Annotated in this window: 19 protein-coding genes; 11 read left to right on the top strand and 8 right to left on the bottom strand. The window is 63.9% G+C overall.

All coding sequences use genetic code 11. The features are described from left to right. Window positions 1-16 precede the first annotated feature (16 nt). The 4 genes from ACZIRK_RS13775 (at window position 17) to ACZIRK_RS13760 (ending at window position 3,793) form a co-directional block, all read left to right on the top strand. On the top strand, window positions 17-1,762 hold the full coding sequence (locus ACZIRK_RS13775) for an ArnT family glycosyltransferase (protein WP_130223504.1): 1,746 nt from the start codon (window positions 17-19) through the stop codon (window positions 1,760-1,762). Between the two features lie 3 nt (window positions 1,763-1,765). Then, window positions 1,766-2,611 (top strand): phosphatase PAP2 family protein, encoded by an 846-nt coding sequence (locus tag ACZIRK_RS13770; protein ID WP_463327453.1) that lies wholly within the window; start codon window positions 1,766-1,768, stop codon window positions 2,609-2,611. 82 nt (window positions 2,612-2,693) lie between these two features. Further along, on the top strand, window positions 2,694-3,455 hold the full coding sequence (locus tag ACZIRK_RS13765; RefSeq protein ID WP_130223500.1) for a glycosyltransferase family 2 protein: 762 nt from the start codon (window positions 2,694-2,696) through the stop codon (window positions 3,453-3,455). Beyond that, window positions 3,455-3,793, top strand: coding sequence for a lipid-A-disaccharide synthase N-terminal domain-containing protein (locus ACZIRK_RS13760; RefSeq protein WP_028166827.1), 339 nt, complete (start codon window positions 3,455-3,457; stop codon window positions 3,791-3,793). Before ACZIRK_RS13765 ends, ACZIRK_RS13760 begins: the two co-directional genes overlap by 1 nt. A 24-nt stretch (window positions 3,794-3,817) precedes the next feature. Here ACZIRK_RS13760 and pdxR read toward each other — a convergent pair whose 3' ends face one another. After that, a complete protein-coding gene (pdxR, locus tag ACZIRK_RS13755; RefSeq protein ID WP_130223498.1) occupies window positions 3,818-5,230 on the bottom strand; it encodes a MocR-like pyridoxine biosynthesis transcription factor PdxR in 1,413 nt (470 codons plus the stop codon). Window positions 5,231-5,319: 89 nt separating this feature from the next. On the opposite strand from pdxR, the gene ACZIRK_RS13750 reads away from it, so the two are divergent. The 4 genes from ACZIRK_RS13750 to ACZIRK_RS13735 all read left to right on the top strand — a co-directional run bounded on the left by ACZIRK_RS13750 (window position 5,320) and on the right by ACZIRK_RS13735 (window position 7,325). Further along, the gene (locus tag ACZIRK_RS13750) at window positions 5,320-5,742 is read left to right on the top strand and encodes a cupin domain-containing protein (RefSeq protein WP_130223496.1); all 423 of its coding nucleotides are present in this window, start codon (window positions 5,320-5,322) and stop codon (window positions 5,740-5,742) included. A gap of 25 nt (window positions 5,743-5,767) precedes the next feature. Further along, window positions 5,768-6,241: a carboxymuconolactone decarboxylase family protein gene (locus tag ACZIRK_RS13745; protein WP_130223494.1), complete on the top strand. Its 474-nt coding sequence runs from the start codon at window positions 5,768-5,770 to the stop codon at window positions 6,239-6,241. Window positions 6,242-6,362: 121 nt separating this feature from the next. Beyond that, window positions 6,363-6,617 (top strand): hypothetical protein, encoded by a 255-nt coding sequence (locus tag ACZIRK_RS13740; RefSeq protein ID WP_463327452.1) that lies wholly within the window; start codon window positions 6,363-6,365, stop codon window positions 6,615-6,617. Window positions 6,618-6,917: 300 nt separating this feature from the next. Continuing rightward, window positions 6,918-7,325, top strand: coding sequence for a hypothetical protein (locus ACZIRK_RS13735; RefSeq protein WP_130223492.1), 408 nt, complete (start codon window positions 6,918-6,920; stop codon window positions 7,323-7,325). 75 nt (window positions 7,326-7,400) lie between these two features. On the opposite strand, the gene ACZIRK_RS13730 is transcribed toward ACZIRK_RS13735, so the two are convergent. Further along, a complete protein-coding gene (locus tag ACZIRK_RS13730) occupies window positions 7,401-7,805 on the bottom strand; it encodes an EF-hand domain-containing protein (protein WP_130223490.1) in 405 nt (134 codons plus the stop codon). A gap of 338 nt (window positions 7,806-8,143) precedes the next feature. Next, window positions 8,144-9,838 carry a Na/Pi cotransporter family protein gene (locus ACZIRK_RS13725; RefSeq protein ID WP_130223488.1) on the bottom strand — a complete coding sequence of 565 codons (1,695 nt, stop codon included), beginning with the start codon at window positions 9,836-9,838 and terminating at the stop codon, window positions 8,144-8,146. 280 nt (window positions 9,839-10,118) lie between these two features. Between ACZIRK_RS13725 and ACZIRK_RS13720 the strand changes: the two genes are divergently transcribed. Both ACZIRK_RS13720 and ACZIRK_RS13715 read left to right on the top strand, forming a co-directional pair. After that, window positions 10,119-10,364 (top strand): PilZ domain-containing protein, encoded by a 246-nt coding sequence (locus ACZIRK_RS13720; RefSeq protein WP_028166833.1) that lies wholly within the window; start codon window positions 10,119-10,121, stop codon window positions 10,362-10,364. A gap of 164 nt (window positions 10,365-10,528) precedes the next feature. Continuing rightward, window positions 10,529-11,356 carry a tetratricopeptide repeat protein gene (locus tag ACZIRK_RS13715; protein ID WP_130223486.1) on the top strand — a complete coding sequence of 276 codons (828 nt, stop codon included), beginning with the start codon at window positions 10,529-10,531 and terminating at the stop codon, window positions 11,354-11,356. A 13-nt stretch (window positions 11,357-11,369) separates the two neighbouring features. Here the strand turns inward: ACZIRK_RS13715 and ACZIRK_RS13710 are convergent, their stop codons facing one another. The 5 genes from ACZIRK_RS13710 to metC form a co-directional block, all read right to left on the bottom strand. Next, window positions 11,370-12,659, bottom strand: a complete 1,290-nt coding sequence (locus ACZIRK_RS13710; RefSeq protein WP_130223484.1) for a CpaE/TadZ family protein — start codon at window positions 12,657-12,659, stop codon at window positions 11,370-11,372. Beyond that, window positions 12,656-13,390, bottom strand: coding sequence for a CpaD family pilus assembly protein (locus ACZIRK_RS13705; protein ID WP_463327451.1), 735 nt, complete (start codon window positions 13,388-13,390; stop codon window positions 12,656-12,658). The genes ACZIRK_RS13710 and ACZIRK_RS13705 overlap by 4 nt, the downstream gene beginning before the upstream one ends. A gap of 16 nt (window positions 13,391-13,406) precedes the next feature. Then, window positions 13,407-14,858, bottom strand: a complete 1,452-nt coding sequence (locus tag ACZIRK_RS13700; RefSeq protein WP_130223480.1) for a type II and III secretion system protein family protein — start codon at window positions 14,856-14,858, stop codon at window positions 13,407-13,409. Window positions 14,859-14,872: 14 nt separating this feature from the next. After that, window positions 14,873-15,670: a Flp pilus assembly protein CpaB gene (gene cpaB, locus ACZIRK_RS13695; RefSeq protein ID WP_130223478.1), complete on the bottom strand. Its 798-nt coding sequence runs from the start codon at window positions 15,668-15,670 to the stop codon at window positions 14,873-14,875. Window positions 15,671-15,875: 205 nt separating this feature from the next. Next, complete coding sequence (gene metC, locus ACZIRK_RS13690; RefSeq protein ID WP_130223476.1) at window positions 15,876-17,069, bottom strand: cystathionine beta-lyase; 1,194 nt, start codon at window positions 17,067-17,069, stop codon at window positions 15,876-15,878. A 317-nt stretch (window positions 17,070-17,386) separates the two neighbouring features. On the opposite strand from metC, the gene ACZIRK_RS13685 reads away from it, so the two are divergent. After that, window positions 17,387-18,403: an amino acid ABC transporter substrate-binding protein gene (locus ACZIRK_RS13685; protein ID WP_028166840.1), complete on the top strand. Its 1,017-nt coding sequence runs from the start codon at window positions 17,387-17,389 to the stop codon at window positions 18,401-18,403. Window positions 18,404-18,407 lie beyond the last annotated feature (4 nt).

Raw genomic sequence — 18,407 nt, 5'->3', positions numbered from 1 at the left:
ATCGTATGCGAAGCCCATGGTTGAGACCGTCAATGTCAGACGTTTCGGAGCAGGGCAACAGCCTGTAAAACCTGCGCATTCCAGCCGCAGGCTGGCGCTCGCATTCGAGTTTGCGACCGCCAATCATAAGCGCTCGGTCCTGTTCCTGGTGCTGTGCTGCCTGATCCTGTTCCTGCCCGGCTTCTTCGCCATCCCGCCGATCGACCGCGACGAGGCGCGCTTTGCGCAGGCGACCAAGCAAATGGTTGAGAGCGGCGATTTCGTCGACATCCGCTTCCAGGACGATGTCCGCTACAAGAAGCCGGTCGGCATCTACTGGTTGCAGGCCGCAGTCGTTGAAACGGCGTCCGCCCTTGGCCTGCCGCGGGCGCAGACACGGATCTGGCTCTACCGGGTGCCGTCACTGATCGGCGCGATCGGCGCCGTGCTTTTGACCTATTGGACCGCGCTTGCCTTCGTCACCCGGCGCGGCGCGGCGCTGGCGGCGCTGATGATGGCAAGCTGTGTGCTGCTCGGGGCCGAGGCGCGTCTGGCGAAGACCGATGCGATGCTGCTGCTGTCAGTCACGGCCGCGATGGGGGCGCTGGCACGGGTATATCTGTCCTGGCAGCGCGGCGAGGATCCCGCGCATCCGCCGTGGGCGCCGCCTGCGATCTTCTGGACTGCGCTGGCCGGCGGCATCCTGCTCAAGGGGCCGCTGATCCTGATGTTTGTCGGGCTCGCCATCGCGGCCCTGGCGATCCTCGACCGCTCGCTGGAGTGGTTCTCCCGCATGCGCCCGGTCTGGGGCCTGATGTGGTGCCTGGTGCTGGTGCTGCCGTGGTTCGTCCTGATCTTCTTGCGCGCCGGCGAAACCTTCTTCGCCGACTCCGTCGGCGGCGACATGCTGAGCAAGCTCGGCGCGCAGGAATCCCATGGCGCGCCGCCCGGGCTCTATCTCGTCCTGTTCTGGATCACGTTCTGGCCGGGCGCGCCGCTGGCAGGTATGGCGGCACCGGCGGTGTGGCGGGCGCGGCGCGAGCCCGGCGCGCAGTTTCTGCTGGCCTGGCTGATCCCGTCCTGGATCGTGTTCGAGGCGGTGCTAACGAAATTGCCGCATTACGTGCTGCCGCTCTATCCCGCCATCGCGATCCTGACCGTCGGTGCGCTGGAACGGCGCGTGCTGTCGCGCTCCGTCTGGCTGATCCGCGGCTCGGCCTGGTGGTTCGCGATCCCCGCGATCGCCGCCGTGATTGCGGTGGCTGGCGCGATCAAGCTGACCCATCAGCCGGCGTTTCCGGCCTGGCCGCTCCTGGCGGGTGCGATGATCTTCGGCCTGGCCGCCTGGTGGATGTTCGAGGACAGCCGCGCCGAGCGCTCGTTCCTGAATGCGGTGATCGCGGCGATGCTGCTTGCGATTGCCATCTATGGCCTGGTGGTGCCGTCGTTGAAGCCGCTGTTTCCAAGCGCCGAGGTGGGGTACCTCCTGCGCTACGCCAATTGTCCAAGTCCGAAGCTGGCCTCGGCCGGCTATCACGAGCCGAGCCTGGTCTTTTCGACCGACACCTCGATCGTCCTGACCGACGGTTCGGGCGCTGCGGATTTCCTGGCGCAGGGCGCATGCCGGTTTGCGCTGGTGGAGGCGCGTTCCGAGCGCAATTTCGTGCAGCGGGCCGAGGCGATCGGTTTGCGCTACAGCGCGGCGATGCGCATCGATGGCTATAACATCTCGCAGGGCAGGCCGATCTCCATTGGCATCTACCGTTCCGAGGACGTGCAGTAGAAAATGTCGGCGCCGGTCGTTCGCCATGAATCCGCAAGCTATCCGGCGCGCTTGGCCACGCTGACGGGGCGGTCGCTTGCCCAGCTTGTGCGCGCGCCGTCGCATTCGCGTCGCGCCGAAGCCGGCCGGCGCGCGGCGCGGCACGGGCTGGCGCTGATCGCGATCATCGGCGCCGCCATCATTGTGCTGATGCTTGCGTTCGATGTGCCTGAGATCAAGCTGATGCCGCCGCGCGGTACCGCAAGCCTGTGGTGGGTCCGCATTCTCACCGATTTCGGCAAGGATGCCTATGTGCTTTGGACCGTGGCTGGACTGTTGATCCTGGTTGCGATCATTGCGCCGGCGCTGCACGGCATTCGGCGATCCCTGCTGTTGGGACTAGGAACGCGGTTGCAGTTCCTGTTCTTCGCGGTGTTGTTCCCGGTCCTGGTCGGCGACCTCCTGAAATGGGTCGTCGGGCGCGGCCGGCCGTTTGTGGGCGGCGAGCCCAACGCCTTCAACTTCTCGCATTTCGCCGGCAGCGAGGCCTATGCGAGCTTTCCCTCCGGGCATGCGACCACTGCCTTTGCGCTGGCCTTTGCGGTCTCCGCACTGTGGCCACGGCTGCGGTTCGTGATGCTGATTTATGCCCTCGTGATCTGCGCCACCCGTCTGGTATTGCTGGCGCATCACCCGAGCGACGTGGTCGGCGGCGCGCTGGTCGGCGTGATCTGCGCCATGGCGGTGCGCTACTGGTTTGCGGCCCGGAGGCTTGGCTTCGCGATCCAGCGCGACGGCACGATCTACCCCCTTGCCCGCCCGTCACTGGACCGCCTCAAAAGGGTTGCCGGGCGCGCTTCCGCCACATAAAAGCGGGCGCCGTCCCGCCCTATCAGGCGGTTCCGGCCGCAAGGCCGTCCAGAGAGCAAAAAATCCAGCCAAGAGTGCCGAATTGCCTTCTTCCGACCAGACCGCGGTGGCCGTCTCCATCGTTGTGCCCGTGCGCAACGAGGCCGAAAACATCGCGCCGCTGATTGCGGAGATCGCCGTCGCGCTCGGCCGCCGCTGGGTCTACGAGATCATCTATGTCGATGACGGTTCGACCGATGCGACCGCGTCGCGGATCGGCGCGGCCATGAAGGAGCGCTCCAATCTGCGCCAGCTCCGGCACGTGGCCTCTTCGGGGCAATCGGCGGCCGTGCGCAGCGGCGTCCGTGCCGCGCGCGGCGCGATCGTCGCGACGCTGGATGGCGACGGCCAGAACGATCCCTCATTCCTGCCGGATCTGATTGCCGCGGTTGAGAACGGGAGCGGCCGCATCGGGCTTGCCGCCGGCCAGAGGGTAGGGCGCAAGGATACCGGCTTCAAGAAACTGCAATCGCGCATCGCCAATGCCGTGCGCGGCGCGATCCTGCGCGACGGCACGCGCGACACCGGCTGTGGATTGAAGGCATTTCCGCGCGAGGTGTTCCTGATGATGCCCTATTTCGACGGGCTACATCGCTTCCTGCCGGCGCTGGTCCGCCGCGAGGGCTTTGAGATCGCCTATGTCGACGTGGTCGACCGTCCCCGCCATTCCGGCGTCTCGAACTACGGCTTCTTCGACCGGCTCTGGATTGGGATCATGGATCTCGCCGGCGTCTGGTGGCTGATCCGCCGCAAGAGGCCGACGCCCGTGGTCACGGAAGTGACCGAGGTGACCGAGGAGCAGTGATGCTGATTCAGTACGGTGAGGCGCTCGGCAACTACCTCTACGACGTCTTCGTCGCCAAGTTCGATTTCTGGCTTGCGTTCGGCCTGGTCGCGCAATTGCTGTTTACCGCGCGTTTCCTGGTGCAGTGGATTTCGAGCGAGCGCGCCGGACAGAGCGTGGTGCCGATGGCATTCTGGTTCTTCTCGATGGGCGGCGGATTGATGACGCTGATCTATGGCATCGCCAAGCGTGAGCCGGTCATCATTCTTGGCCAGGGACTGGCCACGATCATCTATGTCAGAAACATCATGCTGATCGTGAAGAGTCGCGGGAAGGGATCGAGGACGCTGGATCGCTGAGGGAGCCCGGTAACCGCACGACTCTCACTTGAAGCGCTCGATGATCCCGCAAAGACGATCGCAGGATTTCGCCAGGTGCTTGTTTGGCACCGTCGCGATGCCCAGAAGAAGCCCCGATCGTCCGGAATCCGGCCGTGCGTACCAAGTTGATAAAGCGGATGGTGCCATTCCGAACGCGAGGGTTTCCCTGGCGATGGATGTGTCCGGCGCGCCGTCGGGCAATCGTAGCAGCACCGCCAATCCCGCCGTTGTGATGCTGGCAGCCTCGACGTGCGGCCGCAGGCACTCCAGCAAGGCGTCGCGCTGAGCAAAGTAGGCACGTTTGGTGCGCCGAAGATGGCGCAGGTAGTGGCCTTCGCGCATGAATTCGGCGGTCGCGAGCTGCACGGACGGCCCGGGCGGCGGCGCCAGGCACGCGGCGACCTCCGCGAAGCGCGACGAGAGCGAGGCGGGCGCGACGAGGAAGCCGAGCCGCAAGGTCGGACTGATGGTCTTGCTGAAGGAGCCGATGTGGATGACGCGCCCGGCGCGATCAAGTGAGGCGAGCGCCGGCGCGGCTCGCCCCCTGAGCTGCAGTTCGCTCAGATAGTCGTCTTCGATCACCCATACGCTTGCTTGAGCGGCCCAATCGAGCAGACGCAATCGGCGTTCCAGTGATAGAGTAACCCCGAGCGGCGCCTGCTGCCCGGGGGTGACGACAACCAGCTTGGCGTCCGGGGCGTGGCGCAGCCCATGGTCGACATCGATGCCGCTGTCGTCGACTGGTATTGGTACAAGCGATAATCTTGCGAGCTCCAGGCCGTGGCGGGTGAACGGGAAGCCGGGGTCCTCTGTCCAGGCTTTCTGTCCCTCGAGGCCAAGGACGCGGAGCGCCAGTCCGAGTCCGCCGCTGTATCCCCCGGTTATGATGACCTGCGAGGCCGAACATTCGATACCACGGGCGATGGCAAGATAGGCGGCGATTTCCCGCCGCAGTTCAAGTTCACCGCGAGGGTCCGGGTAAATGGGTGCTGCGCGCGCCTCAGTGCGAATGGCATGGGCGCGGATTCGTGCGAGCAGCGTGGCCGGAAATGTTTCCTTTGCAGGTACCCCCATCTGAAAGATGGCCGGTCCCTGGGTCATCTCCCGATACATCTCCATGAACGAGCCCGGATCAGGCGGCTGCTCGGAGCGGGTGACTGCGCGAGGCCGATCCGCGACATGGGTGCCGGCGGCCCGCGAAGCGACGATGAGCTGCGCTGCGGACAGCTTCTCGTAAGCCGCGCGCACAGTGCCGCGGGCGACGCCAAGCTGCGCCGCAAGGTCCTGCCAGGACGGCAGGCGCGCGCCGGGTGCGAGCACGCCGCTCTCGATCGCCGCGCCGATACCCTTTCGGATCTGCTCAGCCAGCGGCGTCTTCGCAGAGCGGTCGAGTTCCAATTTGAGCGGCTTGGTCACGTGGCTCGTAGTACACGATTTTCGTGCGTTCTTGGTGCTTTTTTCCGACCTAAGGGGAGGACATTTAATGGAGCGAAAGGAGAAGAGCCATGAAGATACGAACTGTCATTGCCGCAGCATCCGCTGCCATTGCCATTGCCATTGCATCTGCTTCGCCCATTTCCGCCCAGGATGTCGGCGGCAAGGTCACGACGAACTTCGAGCAGACGATACCCAACATTCCCGGCAAGTCTCTGATCGCGGTGGTCGTCGACTACCCGCCGGGTGGAGCCTCGGCTCCGCATACCCACGCAAAATCGTCCTTCATCTACGCCTATGTCATTTCCGGAAGCATCGAGTCGAAGGTGAACGACGGAGCAACGCGGGTCTACAAGGCGGGTGAGAGTTGGTCCGAACCACCCGGCGCCAGCCATTCTATCAGCCGCAATGCGAGCAGGACCGAGCCGGCAAAGCTGCTCGCTGTCTTCGTCGTCGATACCGACGACAAGGCACTGACCACACCAGTCAAATAGAGCCTGAAGACCAAGGAGAATAACGATGACCAAGCGTCTCGATTACAACCAAGTCGCGCCGAACGGCGTAAAAGCCCTTGGCGGCGTCTATGGCTATATCATGCAGAGCGGTCTTCCCGCCGAGCTGGTTGACCTGGTTTACTTGCGGGTTTCGCAGATCAACAACTGTGCCTATTGCCTCGACATGCACACCCGCGACCTCATCAAGAAGGGTGTGAAGGTCGAGAAGCTTGCGCTGGTGCAGGCTTGGGCGGAGGCTGGCCATCTCTTCAGCGAGCGTGAGCGTGCCGCGCTTGCCTGGGCCGAAACGGTGACACGTGTGTCAGAGACCGGCATACCGGATCAAGCATTCAACGCCGCGCGCACAGTCCTCGAGGAAAAGGAACTGGTCGATCTCACGATCGCGATCGGCTTGATGAATGTCTACAACCGGTTGGCCATCGGCTTCCGGAACACGCCACAGGCAGTACTCGAAAATAACAGGGCTCTCGTTCAGTAATCGACGCCCGGATGTCCATCGCAAAATAGTCACCCGCGCCTGCCAGCGCAGGCATATTGATGCAAGCAAATGGTTCGCTCCCGGTGATCCCCTTATACTTCCCGGTACCGCCGGTGATGATATGAGTGCCGCAATCCATCTTCGCCTGGGACTTGTCGAGATCGCGCGTATCGAAGGTCGAGAAAATCTTGTCGCCCTCACTGTCGGCCAGCACGCAGGCACCGTCAATGTACTTCTTGTCGCCGGCGCGACGTTCAGTGCCACAATACGTGCTCGCAAAGCGCAGCACGTATTGTCAGTTGTCCTGACGTTATTGCGCCATGCGGAATCTACGCGCTGGTCGATCTCTCATCGGATGAAATTACGTCGGAGATGATTGACGCACTTCTGCGTGGCTCGTAGCGTTTGCGGCCTCACGGTGCACACCTCCGAACGTATGGCAATCGTGTCTTCGGGCGACGCAACCTGTTTCCCAGGTGCGTCAGATCACGTAGAATGCAGTTGCCCTTCAGGCGGGACGTGCCGAAATCACCGTCCGGGGCGAACGAGCAGCACTGGCGCCATCGGCAGGCACGCGCTCTTAAGAGACCGTTTTTTTCGGTTCGCACCACCATTCACCACGAACTTTGCGCGCCGCTTTTGCAGCGGCTCGTTGCGCAACGTCGGGAGAAAAGCGATGAGCAAGATCGATCGAAGGTCCGCGCTGGGAATCGGCTTGGCAGCGGCTTCGGCGGCTATGATGAAGCACGCCGCCGCTCAAACCTCGGGCTACAAGGACACCACGCCGTGGCCAGGTGTCGTGGTCCGTGCCTACGACGGTGAGACACCATCCATCATTCCCGGCTTTAAGACCGTCTCAATGCGCGATGTCATTATGCAGCCGGGATCGAAGACGATGGGTCCCCCGATGATGAATGCCATGATCTGTCATATGCCGGAGGGGGAGCTTCGGATTGAACAGGAAGGAAAGACCTTTACGGCCAAGAAAAACTTTGTCTGGACCTGCAACAAGGACACAAAAGAGCAGGCGTACAACGACGGGAATGTGGTCGCGATAATGCGGATCACGGACCTGAAGGCTTAAGGCTCGCTTGTTCGCAAAAGATCAATTGCAGGAGCGGATGGCGCACGAGACGAGGCGCCATCCGCTCGGAGCCGATCACCTCGTCCCGTGTATGAACGCTTGCATCTCCTCCAGGGTAAGCGTGCCATCTCTATTGCTGTCCATCGCCTTGAAAATCCGTTCGTGAGCTGTCTGAAACTCCTGCAGTGAGATGGTCCCATCGCTGTCGGCGTCCATCAAAGCGAACATCATACGCATCATAAAAGGTGGACCCATCGCGCTCCCACCCATCATGCCGCGCCCCATCATATGTCCTCCCATCATGCCGTGCCCCATCATACCGCCTTGTCCCATCGTGCTCGCGCCGTCCTGGCCGGTGGGATGGGATTGCATTTGTTGCTGATCTGGCTGAGGCGTCATTCGGTCCTGTGCAATCGCACCGACAATGCCGTTCGCCAAAATGAGAGCAGATACCGTGAATCCTAGAACGCGCGTGTACATTTCGAGCCTCCTCGGAAACTTGTGTCCCCCGTCACATTAATACCGCACGAGAGATATTGATCCTCTGATCTCGGCTTCGCCGAGGCAGCTGGAGAGGATGGAAAGTGAAGCAGAGCTCGGACGCAAAGCGCCGCGAGAACGTAGACTCATATCCCGACGTTGCTTGACATTTGAGTCAGACCTCACCCCGTCATTGCGAGCGCAGCGAAGCAATCCATGCCTCCACTTGCGGCGCTATGGATTGTTTCGCTGCGCTCGCAATGACAGCGTCGTTCTGGCGAAAGCGGGGACGAAGCCGGAGTGAGAGCCGGCGGGGTAGGGCCTGACGCAGCGATCAACTACCGCGGCGTCGGCTGTGCCACGGTCCCCGGCAGCGCACCGACATCACTTTCGGTGCTGCGATCGGCGGCGAGTTCGCCGGCGGAGACGAGCGCGGTATAGGCGACCGAGCAGATGTGCGAATGGATGCGGCGGAGGTCGCGCAGCACGTCGAGGTGCAGGGACGTCGTCTCGATGGTTTCTGGGCGACCTTCGCGCAGGCGTTCGAGGTGCCGCTCGGTCGCGGCGAACTCGGCACTGCGCAGCGCGGCTTTTTCCGCAACCAGCTTGCGCGCCTCATTGACGTCGCCCGACATGAAGACGCCGAACGCGATCCGGAGCGAGTCCAGCGTGCGCCTGTGGAACGCCTGCAATTCCTCGGTGCCCTCGGGCGAGAACTGCAGCCGGCGCTTGATCTTCTTGGTGGCGAGCTCGCTCAGGTTCTTGTCGATGATGTCGCCGATATGTTCGAGGTTGATCGCAAACGAGATGATCTCCATCGCGCGTTGGCCTTCGCGCTCGTCGAGACTGCCGCGGGTGAGCTTCGTGACATAGAGCTTGATCGCCTCGTCGAGGCTGTCGACGCTGTTGTCCATCCGCGACACCTGGTCGACCAGCACCCGGTCACCCGTCATCATCGCCGCCATCACCTTGCGCAGCATCTCTTCGACGATATCCCCCATGCGCAGTGCTTCGCGCGCGGCGTCGGCGAGCGCAAGCGACGGCGTCTCCAGCGCACTCTCGTCGAGATGGCGCGGCCGGGCCGGATCGGCATCGCGGACGCGCCTAGGCAGCAGCATTCCGAGCAGCCGTGCCAGACTGTCGAGCACGCCAATGAAGAGAACCGCTGTCGCGACGTTGAAAGCGATGTGGAACAGCGCAGTTGCCTTGGCGAGATCGGGCTGGAAAGCGTACAGATGCGCGGCGATCGGACCGAGGAACGGGGCGACCACGAGGATGCCGATGACGCGATTGATGAGATTGCCGAGCGGCAACCGGTAACTCGCCGGATCGTCGCGCCGCGCGCCTTCGAACAGCGGATTGATCGCGCTGCCGAGATTGGCGCCGAGCACCAGCGCGAACGCCGCATAGGGCGTGATGAACTGCGAATAGGCGAGCGACATCACCAGAAGCACGCTGGCGACGCTGGAATGCACCAGCCAGGTGACGACGGCGCCGATGAAGATGCAGAGCACGGGATCGCCGGTGATCGCATTCATGACGACGCGCACGCCGGGCGCATTCTCCGCCGGCGCCAGCGTGTCGAGCAGGATGTGCAGCGCCAGCAGCATCAGTCCGAGCCCGATCGAGACGCGGCCGATATCCTTGATGCGCGAGCGCGGCCCGCTGCGGAACGCGACGAGCCCGATGATGAAGAGGAGCGGGGCGATTGCGGCGATGTTGAACGACAGGATCTGCACGATCAGCGTGGTGCCGACATTGGCACCCAGCATGATTGCCAGCGCCGGAACCAGGCTCACGAGCCCTTCGGATGCAAACGAACTTGTGATCAGGGCGGTGGCGGTCGAGCTCTGAAGCAGGGCGGTGAGGCCGAGGCCCGCGGCGAAAGCGGTGAATCGGTTGTTCAGTGCTTTTGCCAGCAGGATGCGCAGATCCGGCCCGAATGCGCGCAGAATCCCGCTGTGGACCATGTGCAGGCCCCACAGCAGCAGTGCCACGCCACCCATCAGATCGAGGAGAACCATGCTTCCCATGCTCGTCAGTTTCCTGGAAGTCCGGACAAAGGGTCAGGCTATCGCCAAACGACGGCGGATCAACCCATTTGTTCCCAAGGAATGGATGCGGGAGTTCATCTGTGCCAGCGCGCCGTTTGCCCGAGATTACGTCATTTCGAGGAAAAGGCCCGCAGAGCCGGTAAATGGAGTCTGAAGCCGACAGTTCAACTGCGAGCAGTCCCGCTAGCCGGATTCCAACGATTTCTCGCTACAGCAGAAGAACAAACGGGCTAATCAATGAGCAGGGGCCGGGGTCGACATGTTCGTCAATCGACGTAAGAGCGAGCGTCGTCTGTGCAGGAGTCTCGCCAAGATCCAGTTCGGCACCGGCACCCTGCCGCGGGACTGCATGATCACTGATATCTCCGATGGCGGCGTCAAGGTGATCGCCGAATATGCGGAAATTCCCTCTGAGTTCACCATCATCCTGTCGAACGGCAGCCCGCGCCAATGCCGTCTCGCCTGGCGGATCGGCTGCGAGTTCGGCGCACAGTTCGTCGATTAGACTGCAAGTTGTGCGGCTGTCGATGATGCATGTCGTCGGTAGCAACAAAGGCGCGAAGATGGTTCGATATCGGGTCGAACATCCTGTGTAGCGCGCCTCCTTAACCCGGATTTAGGGTTAAGCTGCGAAGCATTCTGGGCAATCGCCGACCGTGGTCAGGGTACATGTCCCAGAAGTTGCTTCACCGATCTTCCGCCGCAAGGCTCCTCGTCGGCGCGGCAGCATCGGCGGCCCTGGTGCTGGCGCTTAGCGGCTGCCAGACCTCCCTCCCTTCCGACATCACGGGATCGCTCGGCGACACGGCCGAGGACAGCCGGCCAAGCGCCGACCCGCGGCGCGACCTTCAGACCTATCACGAGCGCTTCAAGGCCAATCCGAAGGACGCTGCCGCAGCCTTGCAATACGCCAAGGCCCTGCGCGCCACCGGGCAGCGCGCGCAGGCGGTCGCGATCCTCGAGCAGGCCTCGATGGCGCAGCCGAACAACAAGGCGCTGCTCGCCGGCTATGGGCGTGCGCTCGCCGACAACGGCAATTTCCAGCAGGCCTTCGATGTGCTCGGCCGCGCCCACAGCCCGGATGATCCGGATTGGCGGATCCTGTCCGCGCAGGGAGCCGCGCTCGATCAGCTCGACCGCCACGACGAGGCGCGGCAATACTATGCGAGCGCGCTCAAGATCGCACCCGACGAGCCGTCGGTGCTGTCCAATCTCGGGCTGTCCTACGTGCTGTCGAAGGAATTGCCGCTGGCCGAGGAGACGCTGCGCAAAGCCCGCACCCGCGCGCCGAACGATCAGCGGATCAAGGTCAATTTGGCGCTCGCAGTCGGCCTGCAGGGCCGCGCCGGCGAGGCGGAGAGCATCGTGAAGGCGGATGTGCCGCCGGAGGAAGCCGTCGCCAATGTCGCCGCATTGAAGCGTGTGCTGGCCCGCAAGGAAGGACCGCGGGGAGGTACCGAGAAGATCCCAGTGGCGGCGGTCGGCAGCTCCGATTGACGCGCGGTGCCTACTAGGCTGAGGCGCCTTTCGATCGGGCGCCGACCGCGCGCAATTTCTTCATGATCGGTGACAACAGCGAATTGCGCTGGGCCCTTGTGTCGGCGCGCCCGGTCATCCGTTGCGCGATCTGCAGGAACGTCTTGGTGATGCGATGATTGGAGGCGATCTCCGCGATCATCTGGCCGTTATTGGCGGCGGTGCCGAACAGTTTCGAATCGAAAGGAATGGTGGCGATCGGCTGGCTGTCGATGGTCTTGGCGAAGGCGCGCACCTCGATCTCCGGCCGCTTGGTCATGCCGACCTGGTTGAGGCAGTAGAGCGGAGGACGGTCGTTGGGCCGCGCCGCCTTCAGCGTGTTCATCATATTCTTGGTGTTGCGCATGTTGGCGAGATCGGGCTCGGCGACGATCAGGATGTCGTCGGCGCCGATCAGGGCGCGGCGGGTCCAGGCGGTCCATTGGTGGGGCACGTCGAGCACGATGCAGGGCGTCGTCATGCGCAAGGTGTCGAAGATGGCATCGAACGCGTCGGCGCCGAAGTCATAGACTTGATCCAGCGTCACCGGCGCCGCCAGCAGGCTGAGATGGTCGGTGCATTTGGCAAGCAGGCGCTCCATCAGTGCGCTGTCCGGGCGCTCCGGCTGGAACACCGCATTGGCGATGCCCTGGACCGGGTCCTGGTTGTAATCGAGGCTGGCCGTGCCGAATGCGAGGTCGAGATCGATCACGACCGAATCAAGCCCGACGTCGCGCGCGATCGCCCAGGCGATGTTATGCGCGACCGTGGACGCGCCGACGCCGCCCTTGGCGCCGCAGACCGCGATCATCCTGCCGACAGTGATTGCATCGGACGCCGAGAACAGGCCGCAGATCGAGCGCACCACGTCGAGCACCTCGACCGGGCCGACCACATAGTCGTTGACGCCGCGGCGCACCAGTTCGCGATAGGGCGCCTTGTCGTCGGCCCTGCCGATCACGACGACGCGGGTGCCGGCGTCACAGACGGCTGCGAGCTCGTCGAGGCCGGCGAGGAAGTCGCTGCCGCTCTCGGTCTCGAGCACGATGACGTTCGGGGTCGGTGCCGTATGATAGGCGTCGATCGCCGCAGCGATGCCGCCCATATGCACCGAGAGGTGCGCCTTGGCGAGACGGCGGTCCTCGCTCGCGGCCTTCACGGTTGTCGCGGTTGCCACCGTCGCGCAGAACGCCTGCACCGACACGCGCGGGGCAGGAGCGATATAGTCGTCGGCATGCGGCGCGGCGTCGGTCTCGTGGTCCGGATGTTGTGCGCGGCTGATCATTTGCCTGTGTCGCTGAGCTTGGCCTTGTCGGCTTCGGGGTAGGTAGTAGTGGTCGAAACACCCTTGCGGTACCTCTCGAACGCCACGTCACGCCGCGGCGAGTAGGCTGGCGTCTCGACGCGGGGCTGCTCGAGGTCGGCGGGATTGTCGATCATCGCCGCCAGGTTGCGCTGGCTCGCGCAACCCAGATTGTAGTACGGCCTGTTCTGGTTGTAGCCGAAATCGTCGATCGAGGGGCCGAGATCCTCCGGCCACAACCCGCAGGGGCCGGCGACCGCGGCGATCTTCGGATAGCTCAGGCGGATCGTCGCCAGCGTGCGCGGATCGTCGGGATGATAGTTGCGCAGCGTGATGGCGCGCGCGGGCACGCCGCCGGCCGCGAGCAGCGAGCGGATTTCCTGATAGGTCGCGCCGGCCGTCCGCGCGTTCGGCGTATCGACGGGCACCTCGGCGATGATCGCGCCGGTGCCTTCGCGGGTCCAGGTTCGCGCCAGTCCCATCACATCGGCGCGCTGCGGGGCGGTCAGACCGGGCCGGCCGTGCCCGACAAAGACGACCATCGAGCGATCGGCCTCGGTGACGGCAATCGGATGCCGCAGACGGTAGTCGTTAGGAACGGTCGCGGTCGTGAGCTCGTCGCCGCCGCTGCGGCAGGCGGCAAGCGCAACCGACACACCGACAAGGGCGCCCAGCCGGTACAAGGTGCGATGGTGATCTGCTCTGCCCGTCATCGTTGCGCCCCCAAGCTCAGTCAATGATGAAGCCGAAATTGGCGGGATAGGCTCCGACCGGCTCGGCGCGGGCCGCCACGCCGTAGATGCGGTTGATGCGGGCGAGCAGCGTCGATTGCGAGTCGGCGGCCGGCGCGAACCCGTCATCGGGCCGCGACAATTCCTTCTGGGCCACCGCACGCACGACATAGGGCGTGACCAGCACCATCAGCTCGGTCTCGTTGTTGACGAAGTCCTGGCTCCTGAACAGCGCGCCGAGGATCGGCAACTGGTCGACGCCGGGCATGCCGTTGATGGCCTGCTTGGTCTTCTGCTGGATCAGGCCGGCCATCGCCATCGAGCCGCCGGAGGGGATCTCCAGCGTGGTCTCTGCGCGGCGGGTGGTGATCGAAGGAATGGTCAGCGACGCGCCGCCCTGGTTCAGCGTGATGGCGTTGTCGGTGGAGAGCTCGGACACTTCCGTCATGACGCGCAGGCTGATCCGGCCCTCGGTCAGCACCACCGGGGTGAAGTTGAGGGAGATGCCGAACTTCTTGAACTGGATCTGGGTCGTGCAGACATGCGTGACCGGATCGCAGGAATAGCCGGCGGGGATCGGAAATTCGCCGCCGGCGATGAAGGTCGCCGATTCCCCGGAGATCGCGGTCAGGTTGGGCTCGGCCAGCGTCCGCGCCACACCCGCGCTTTCCATCGCACGCAAGGTGGCGGTGACGGTCGGGAGGCCCTTGGCGACCGCCGAGACGGCGGCGCCGTTGTCCGCCACCAGCGGGCGGCCAAAGGCCGTGAACGGGGTGGAGTTGTTGAAGTTCACGATCGCCGTGCCGTAGTTCATGTTGGCCGAAAGATCGACGCCCATCTGCTTGACGATGTCGCGCCGCACTTCGGAAACATTGACCTTCAGCATCACCTGGTCGCGGCCGCGCACCGTGATGGAGTTGACGACCTTGTCGGCGCCGCCGACCAGCCGCGCCGCGAGGTCGCCGGCCTGCTGGGCCTCGATCGGAGACGACACCGAGCCGGTCAGGATCACGCCGTCGCCGACCCCTTCGATCTGGATGCCCGGCAGCGTCTGCTTCAGCGCGGCGCGCACGCCGTTGAGATCGCGCTTCACCGCGATGTCATAGGCGGCGACCTGCTGGCCGTCGGCATCGAAGAACACGACGTTGGTCTGCCCGACCGCCGCGCCGATGATGTAGGCACGCTGCGCGGAGCGAACGACTGCGTTGGCGATCTTGGGATCGGCAACCAGCACGTCCTTCACGTCGCGCGGCAGGTCAATGATCACCGATTTGCCGACGCCGAGCGCCAGGAATCGGGTCTTGGCCGGCGAACCCGCAACCGGTTGCGCGCCTTCGGTCTCGGGATCGGCGGCAATGACCGGCGAGAGAGTCAGTGCGGCCGCGGCCGAAAGCAAGAGGATGCGGACCAGCGAAGACCGCACCGCAAATCTGGTTCGACCGCATTTCATGGCAGGCGTCCTTCTCACTTCTGTGTCGTTGTCGAGCTCGGGACGCCGTAGCGAACCACGTTGATGCTCTGGCCCCGCTTCGGGGGCTGATCTTGTGAGGCGTTGTCGGCCACGTTGACGTCGGCGATGCTGCGTAGCGCGAGCGACAGGACGCCGGATTGGCGCGACCGCGCCAGCGTCTCGGTCTGCTCGGGCTTCAATTCAAGCGTGACGGTCTTGCCGAGCAGGGAATTGGCACCGTCTTTTTCTTTCGGCGCCTGGTCGATGGCGAGCACGCGGATATTGCTCAGGATGATCTCCGAACGGACGAGATCCGCGCTGTGCTGGTCCGGGTTCTTCTCGCGCCTGCTGAGGATGACGTCGACGCGGTCGTTCGGCAGGATGAAGCCGCCGGCAGCAGTCTCTGCCGAGATTTCCGTCGAGACGGCGCGGCTGCCTGAGGGCAGGATTGCCGCCATGAAGCCCGATCCGTCCGCCTTGACGAGCTTCTGCTCCCGGATCGGCTCGCCGGCGATGAGCGGCGCGCGCGCGATCGAGCCGATCACGTCCTTGATGGCATCTGGCCTGTTGTTACGGCGGATGAAATTGTTGCTTGCGGTCGCAGCCGGCCAGGCCTGCCATTGCAGGTTCTCCTGCTTGACCGACTGGCCGAGGCCGATGTCGGACTGCGCGACCAGAACTTCGACGGTCGCCAGTTGCTGCGCGACCGGCGCGGCCGGACCAGGCTTGGTCTCGAACTGGGGAACCAAATAGACCACGCCACCGCCAGCACCAAGCGCGATGGTCAGTACGACGATCTGTGCGGTCTTCATACGCTTGACTGCTTACGCTTACCCCAGACTGCCAACGCAGCACGGCGATGGCAGCCCAACCCGGGAGCATGACTAAGGCAGCAAAGGTGTAAGGGAACTTGATGAGCGGGATGATTTGCCTGACGAGGATTGGAGTTCTTCGTCATGGTGAACGCGCGGTTATTTGGCCGCGCCGAAAGCCCGCAAAATTCCGGTACTTGCGCGCTTACATCGCCGCCTTGAGCGCCGCAAAGCCACGATCGAGATCGGCCTTGAGGTCGTCGATGCTCTCGAGGCCGATATGGAGCCGCAGCGTCGGACCGCCCGGCGCCCATTTGGTAGCCGTGCGATAGTCGCTGCAGTCGAAGGGGATAACCAGGCTTTCGAACCCGCCCCAGGAATAGCCCATGCCGAACAGCTTGACGGTGTCGAGCAGGGCGTCGACTGCTTTCTGTGGGGCCGGCTTCAGCACGATGCTGAACAGCCCGGAAGCGCCGGTGAAATCGCGCTTCCAGATCGCGTGGCCGGGATCGGTTTCGATCGCGGGGTGCAGCACCCGCGCCACTTCCGGACGTGCCTGCAGCCAGCGCGCCATCTCCAGCCCCGAACGATAGTGCTGCGCGAGCCGGACCGAGAGCGTGCGGAGGCCGCGCAGCGCCAGATAGACATCATCAGGCCCGGCGCAGACGCCGAGCAGGCGGATGCCCTCGGCGAGCAGTGGCCACGCCTGGGCATTCGCCGAAATGGTGCCGAACATGATGTCGGAGTGCCCGCCGATATATTTGGTCGCGGCCTGGATGCTGATGTCGACGCCTTGCTCCAGCGAGCGGTGATAGAGCGGCGTTGCCCAGGTGTTGTCGTCGATCACGAGCGCGCCCCGCGCATGCGTGACGGCAGCGATGGCAGGAATGTCAGGCATCTCGAAGGATTGCGAGCCGGGCGCTTCGACCAGCACCGCGCGGGTGTTCGGCTTGAACAGCGCTTCGATGCCGGCACCGATCAGCGGATCGAAATAGGTGGTCTCCACCCCGTAGCGCGCCAGCATGCCGTTGCAGAAATTGCGCGAGGGGCGATAGACGTTGTCGCAGACTAGGAGATGGTCGCCAGCCTTGAGCACCGACAATAGTGCCGTGCTGATCGCCGCGAGGCCGGACGGCGCGAGTCCGACGCCGGCGCATTGCGGCCCCTCCAGCCCCATCAGCACGTCCTGCAGCGCCCGCGTCGTCGGCGTGCCGTGGCGGCCATACTGATACTCACCGCGATGGGCATGGAGGTCGTCCGCGGTCGGATAGAGCACGGTGGAACCGTGGACAACCGGCGGATTGACGAAGCCCTTCTGGGCCTCGGTGTCCCGGCCCGCGGTCACCAGGCGGGTTTCGGGCTGTTGTGGGGGGACCGGTCCGTCGTTGGAAAAGCTCATGCGCTCGCCGTTAAAGACTTTTTGCCGCAGCAGCCATGACGCGTCGGAAGAAGCGGGCCTGGGCCGGGTTTTTAATAACAGGACAGGGAAGAGCTACGTCAACCCCTTGACCCGGCTCGCCAGTCACTATGTGATGCCCCCAACTTCTAGTCGCCGCACGTTGAGGGGCCTGCCGCGACCTTCGATCCAACGCTTGGCTGATTGGCACGCAAGATGCAGGCCAGATCGGCGATTCGCTGGGGATCATCGGTCGGTCCGTTAACGTTTGAGGCGACCGCACGCAAACCTTCCCGGACGACCCCTTGAAAGGCCCTGCCATGAAACGCGTATCGCTGGTTCTCACTCTTGCCCTTGCCGCCGGCCTCTCGGCGCAGGGCGCTTCGGCGCAAACTCTTAAGACGGTCAAGGACCGGGGCATGCTGTCCTGCGGGGTCAGCCAGGGCCTGCCCGGATTCTCGTCCCCCGACGACAAGGGGAACTGGACCGGACTTGATGTGGATGTCTGCCGCGCAATCGCGGCGGCGATCTTCAACGATGGCACCAAGGTCAAGTTCGTGCCGCTGTCGGCGAAAGACCGCTTTACCGCGCTGCAGTCCGGCGAGATCGACGTGCTCTCGCGCAACACCACCTGGACGCTGTCGCGCGATACCTCGCTCGGCGCCAACTTCACCGGCGTGACCTATTATGACGGGCAGGGCTTCCTGGTGAAGAAGTCGCTGAAGGTCAATTCAGCGCTGGAGTTGAACAGCGCCTCGGTTTGCGTGCAGACCGGGACCACGACTGAGCAGAACCTCGCCGACTACTTCAAGGGCAACAACATGAAGTATGAGGTGATCGCGTTCGCCTCAGCCGACGAGACGGTGAAGGCCTATGAATCCGGCCGCTGTGACGTCTTCACGTCCGACGTCTCCCAGCTTTATGCCGAGCGCCTGAAACTCGCCAATCCCGCCGACCACGTCGTGCTGCCTGAGGTGATCTCCAAGGAGCCGCTCGGCCCGATGGTCCGCCACGGCGACGACCAGTGGTTCGACATCGTGAAATGGACGCTGTTTGCGATGGTCGATGCCGAGGAGCTCGGCGTCACCCAGAAGAATGTCGACGAGATGGCCAAATCCGACAAGCCGGAGCTGAAGCGCGCCTTCGGCACCGACGGCAATCTCGGCGAACAGCTCGGCCTGACCAAGGACTGGTTCGCACGGATCGTGAAGGCGACCGGCAATTACGGCGAGGCGTTCGATCGCAACGTCGGCGCGGGCTCGAAGCTCGGCATCGCCCGCGGCCTCAACAACCTCTGGAACAAGGGCGGTATCCAATACGCGCCGCCGATCCGCTGATCCG

It is taken from the genome of Bradyrhizobium sp. Leo114, assembly GCF_055229415.2.
The sequence above is the reverse complement of the archived record's forward strand: the minus strand, read 5'-3'. Positions and strand labels throughout refer to the sequence as shown.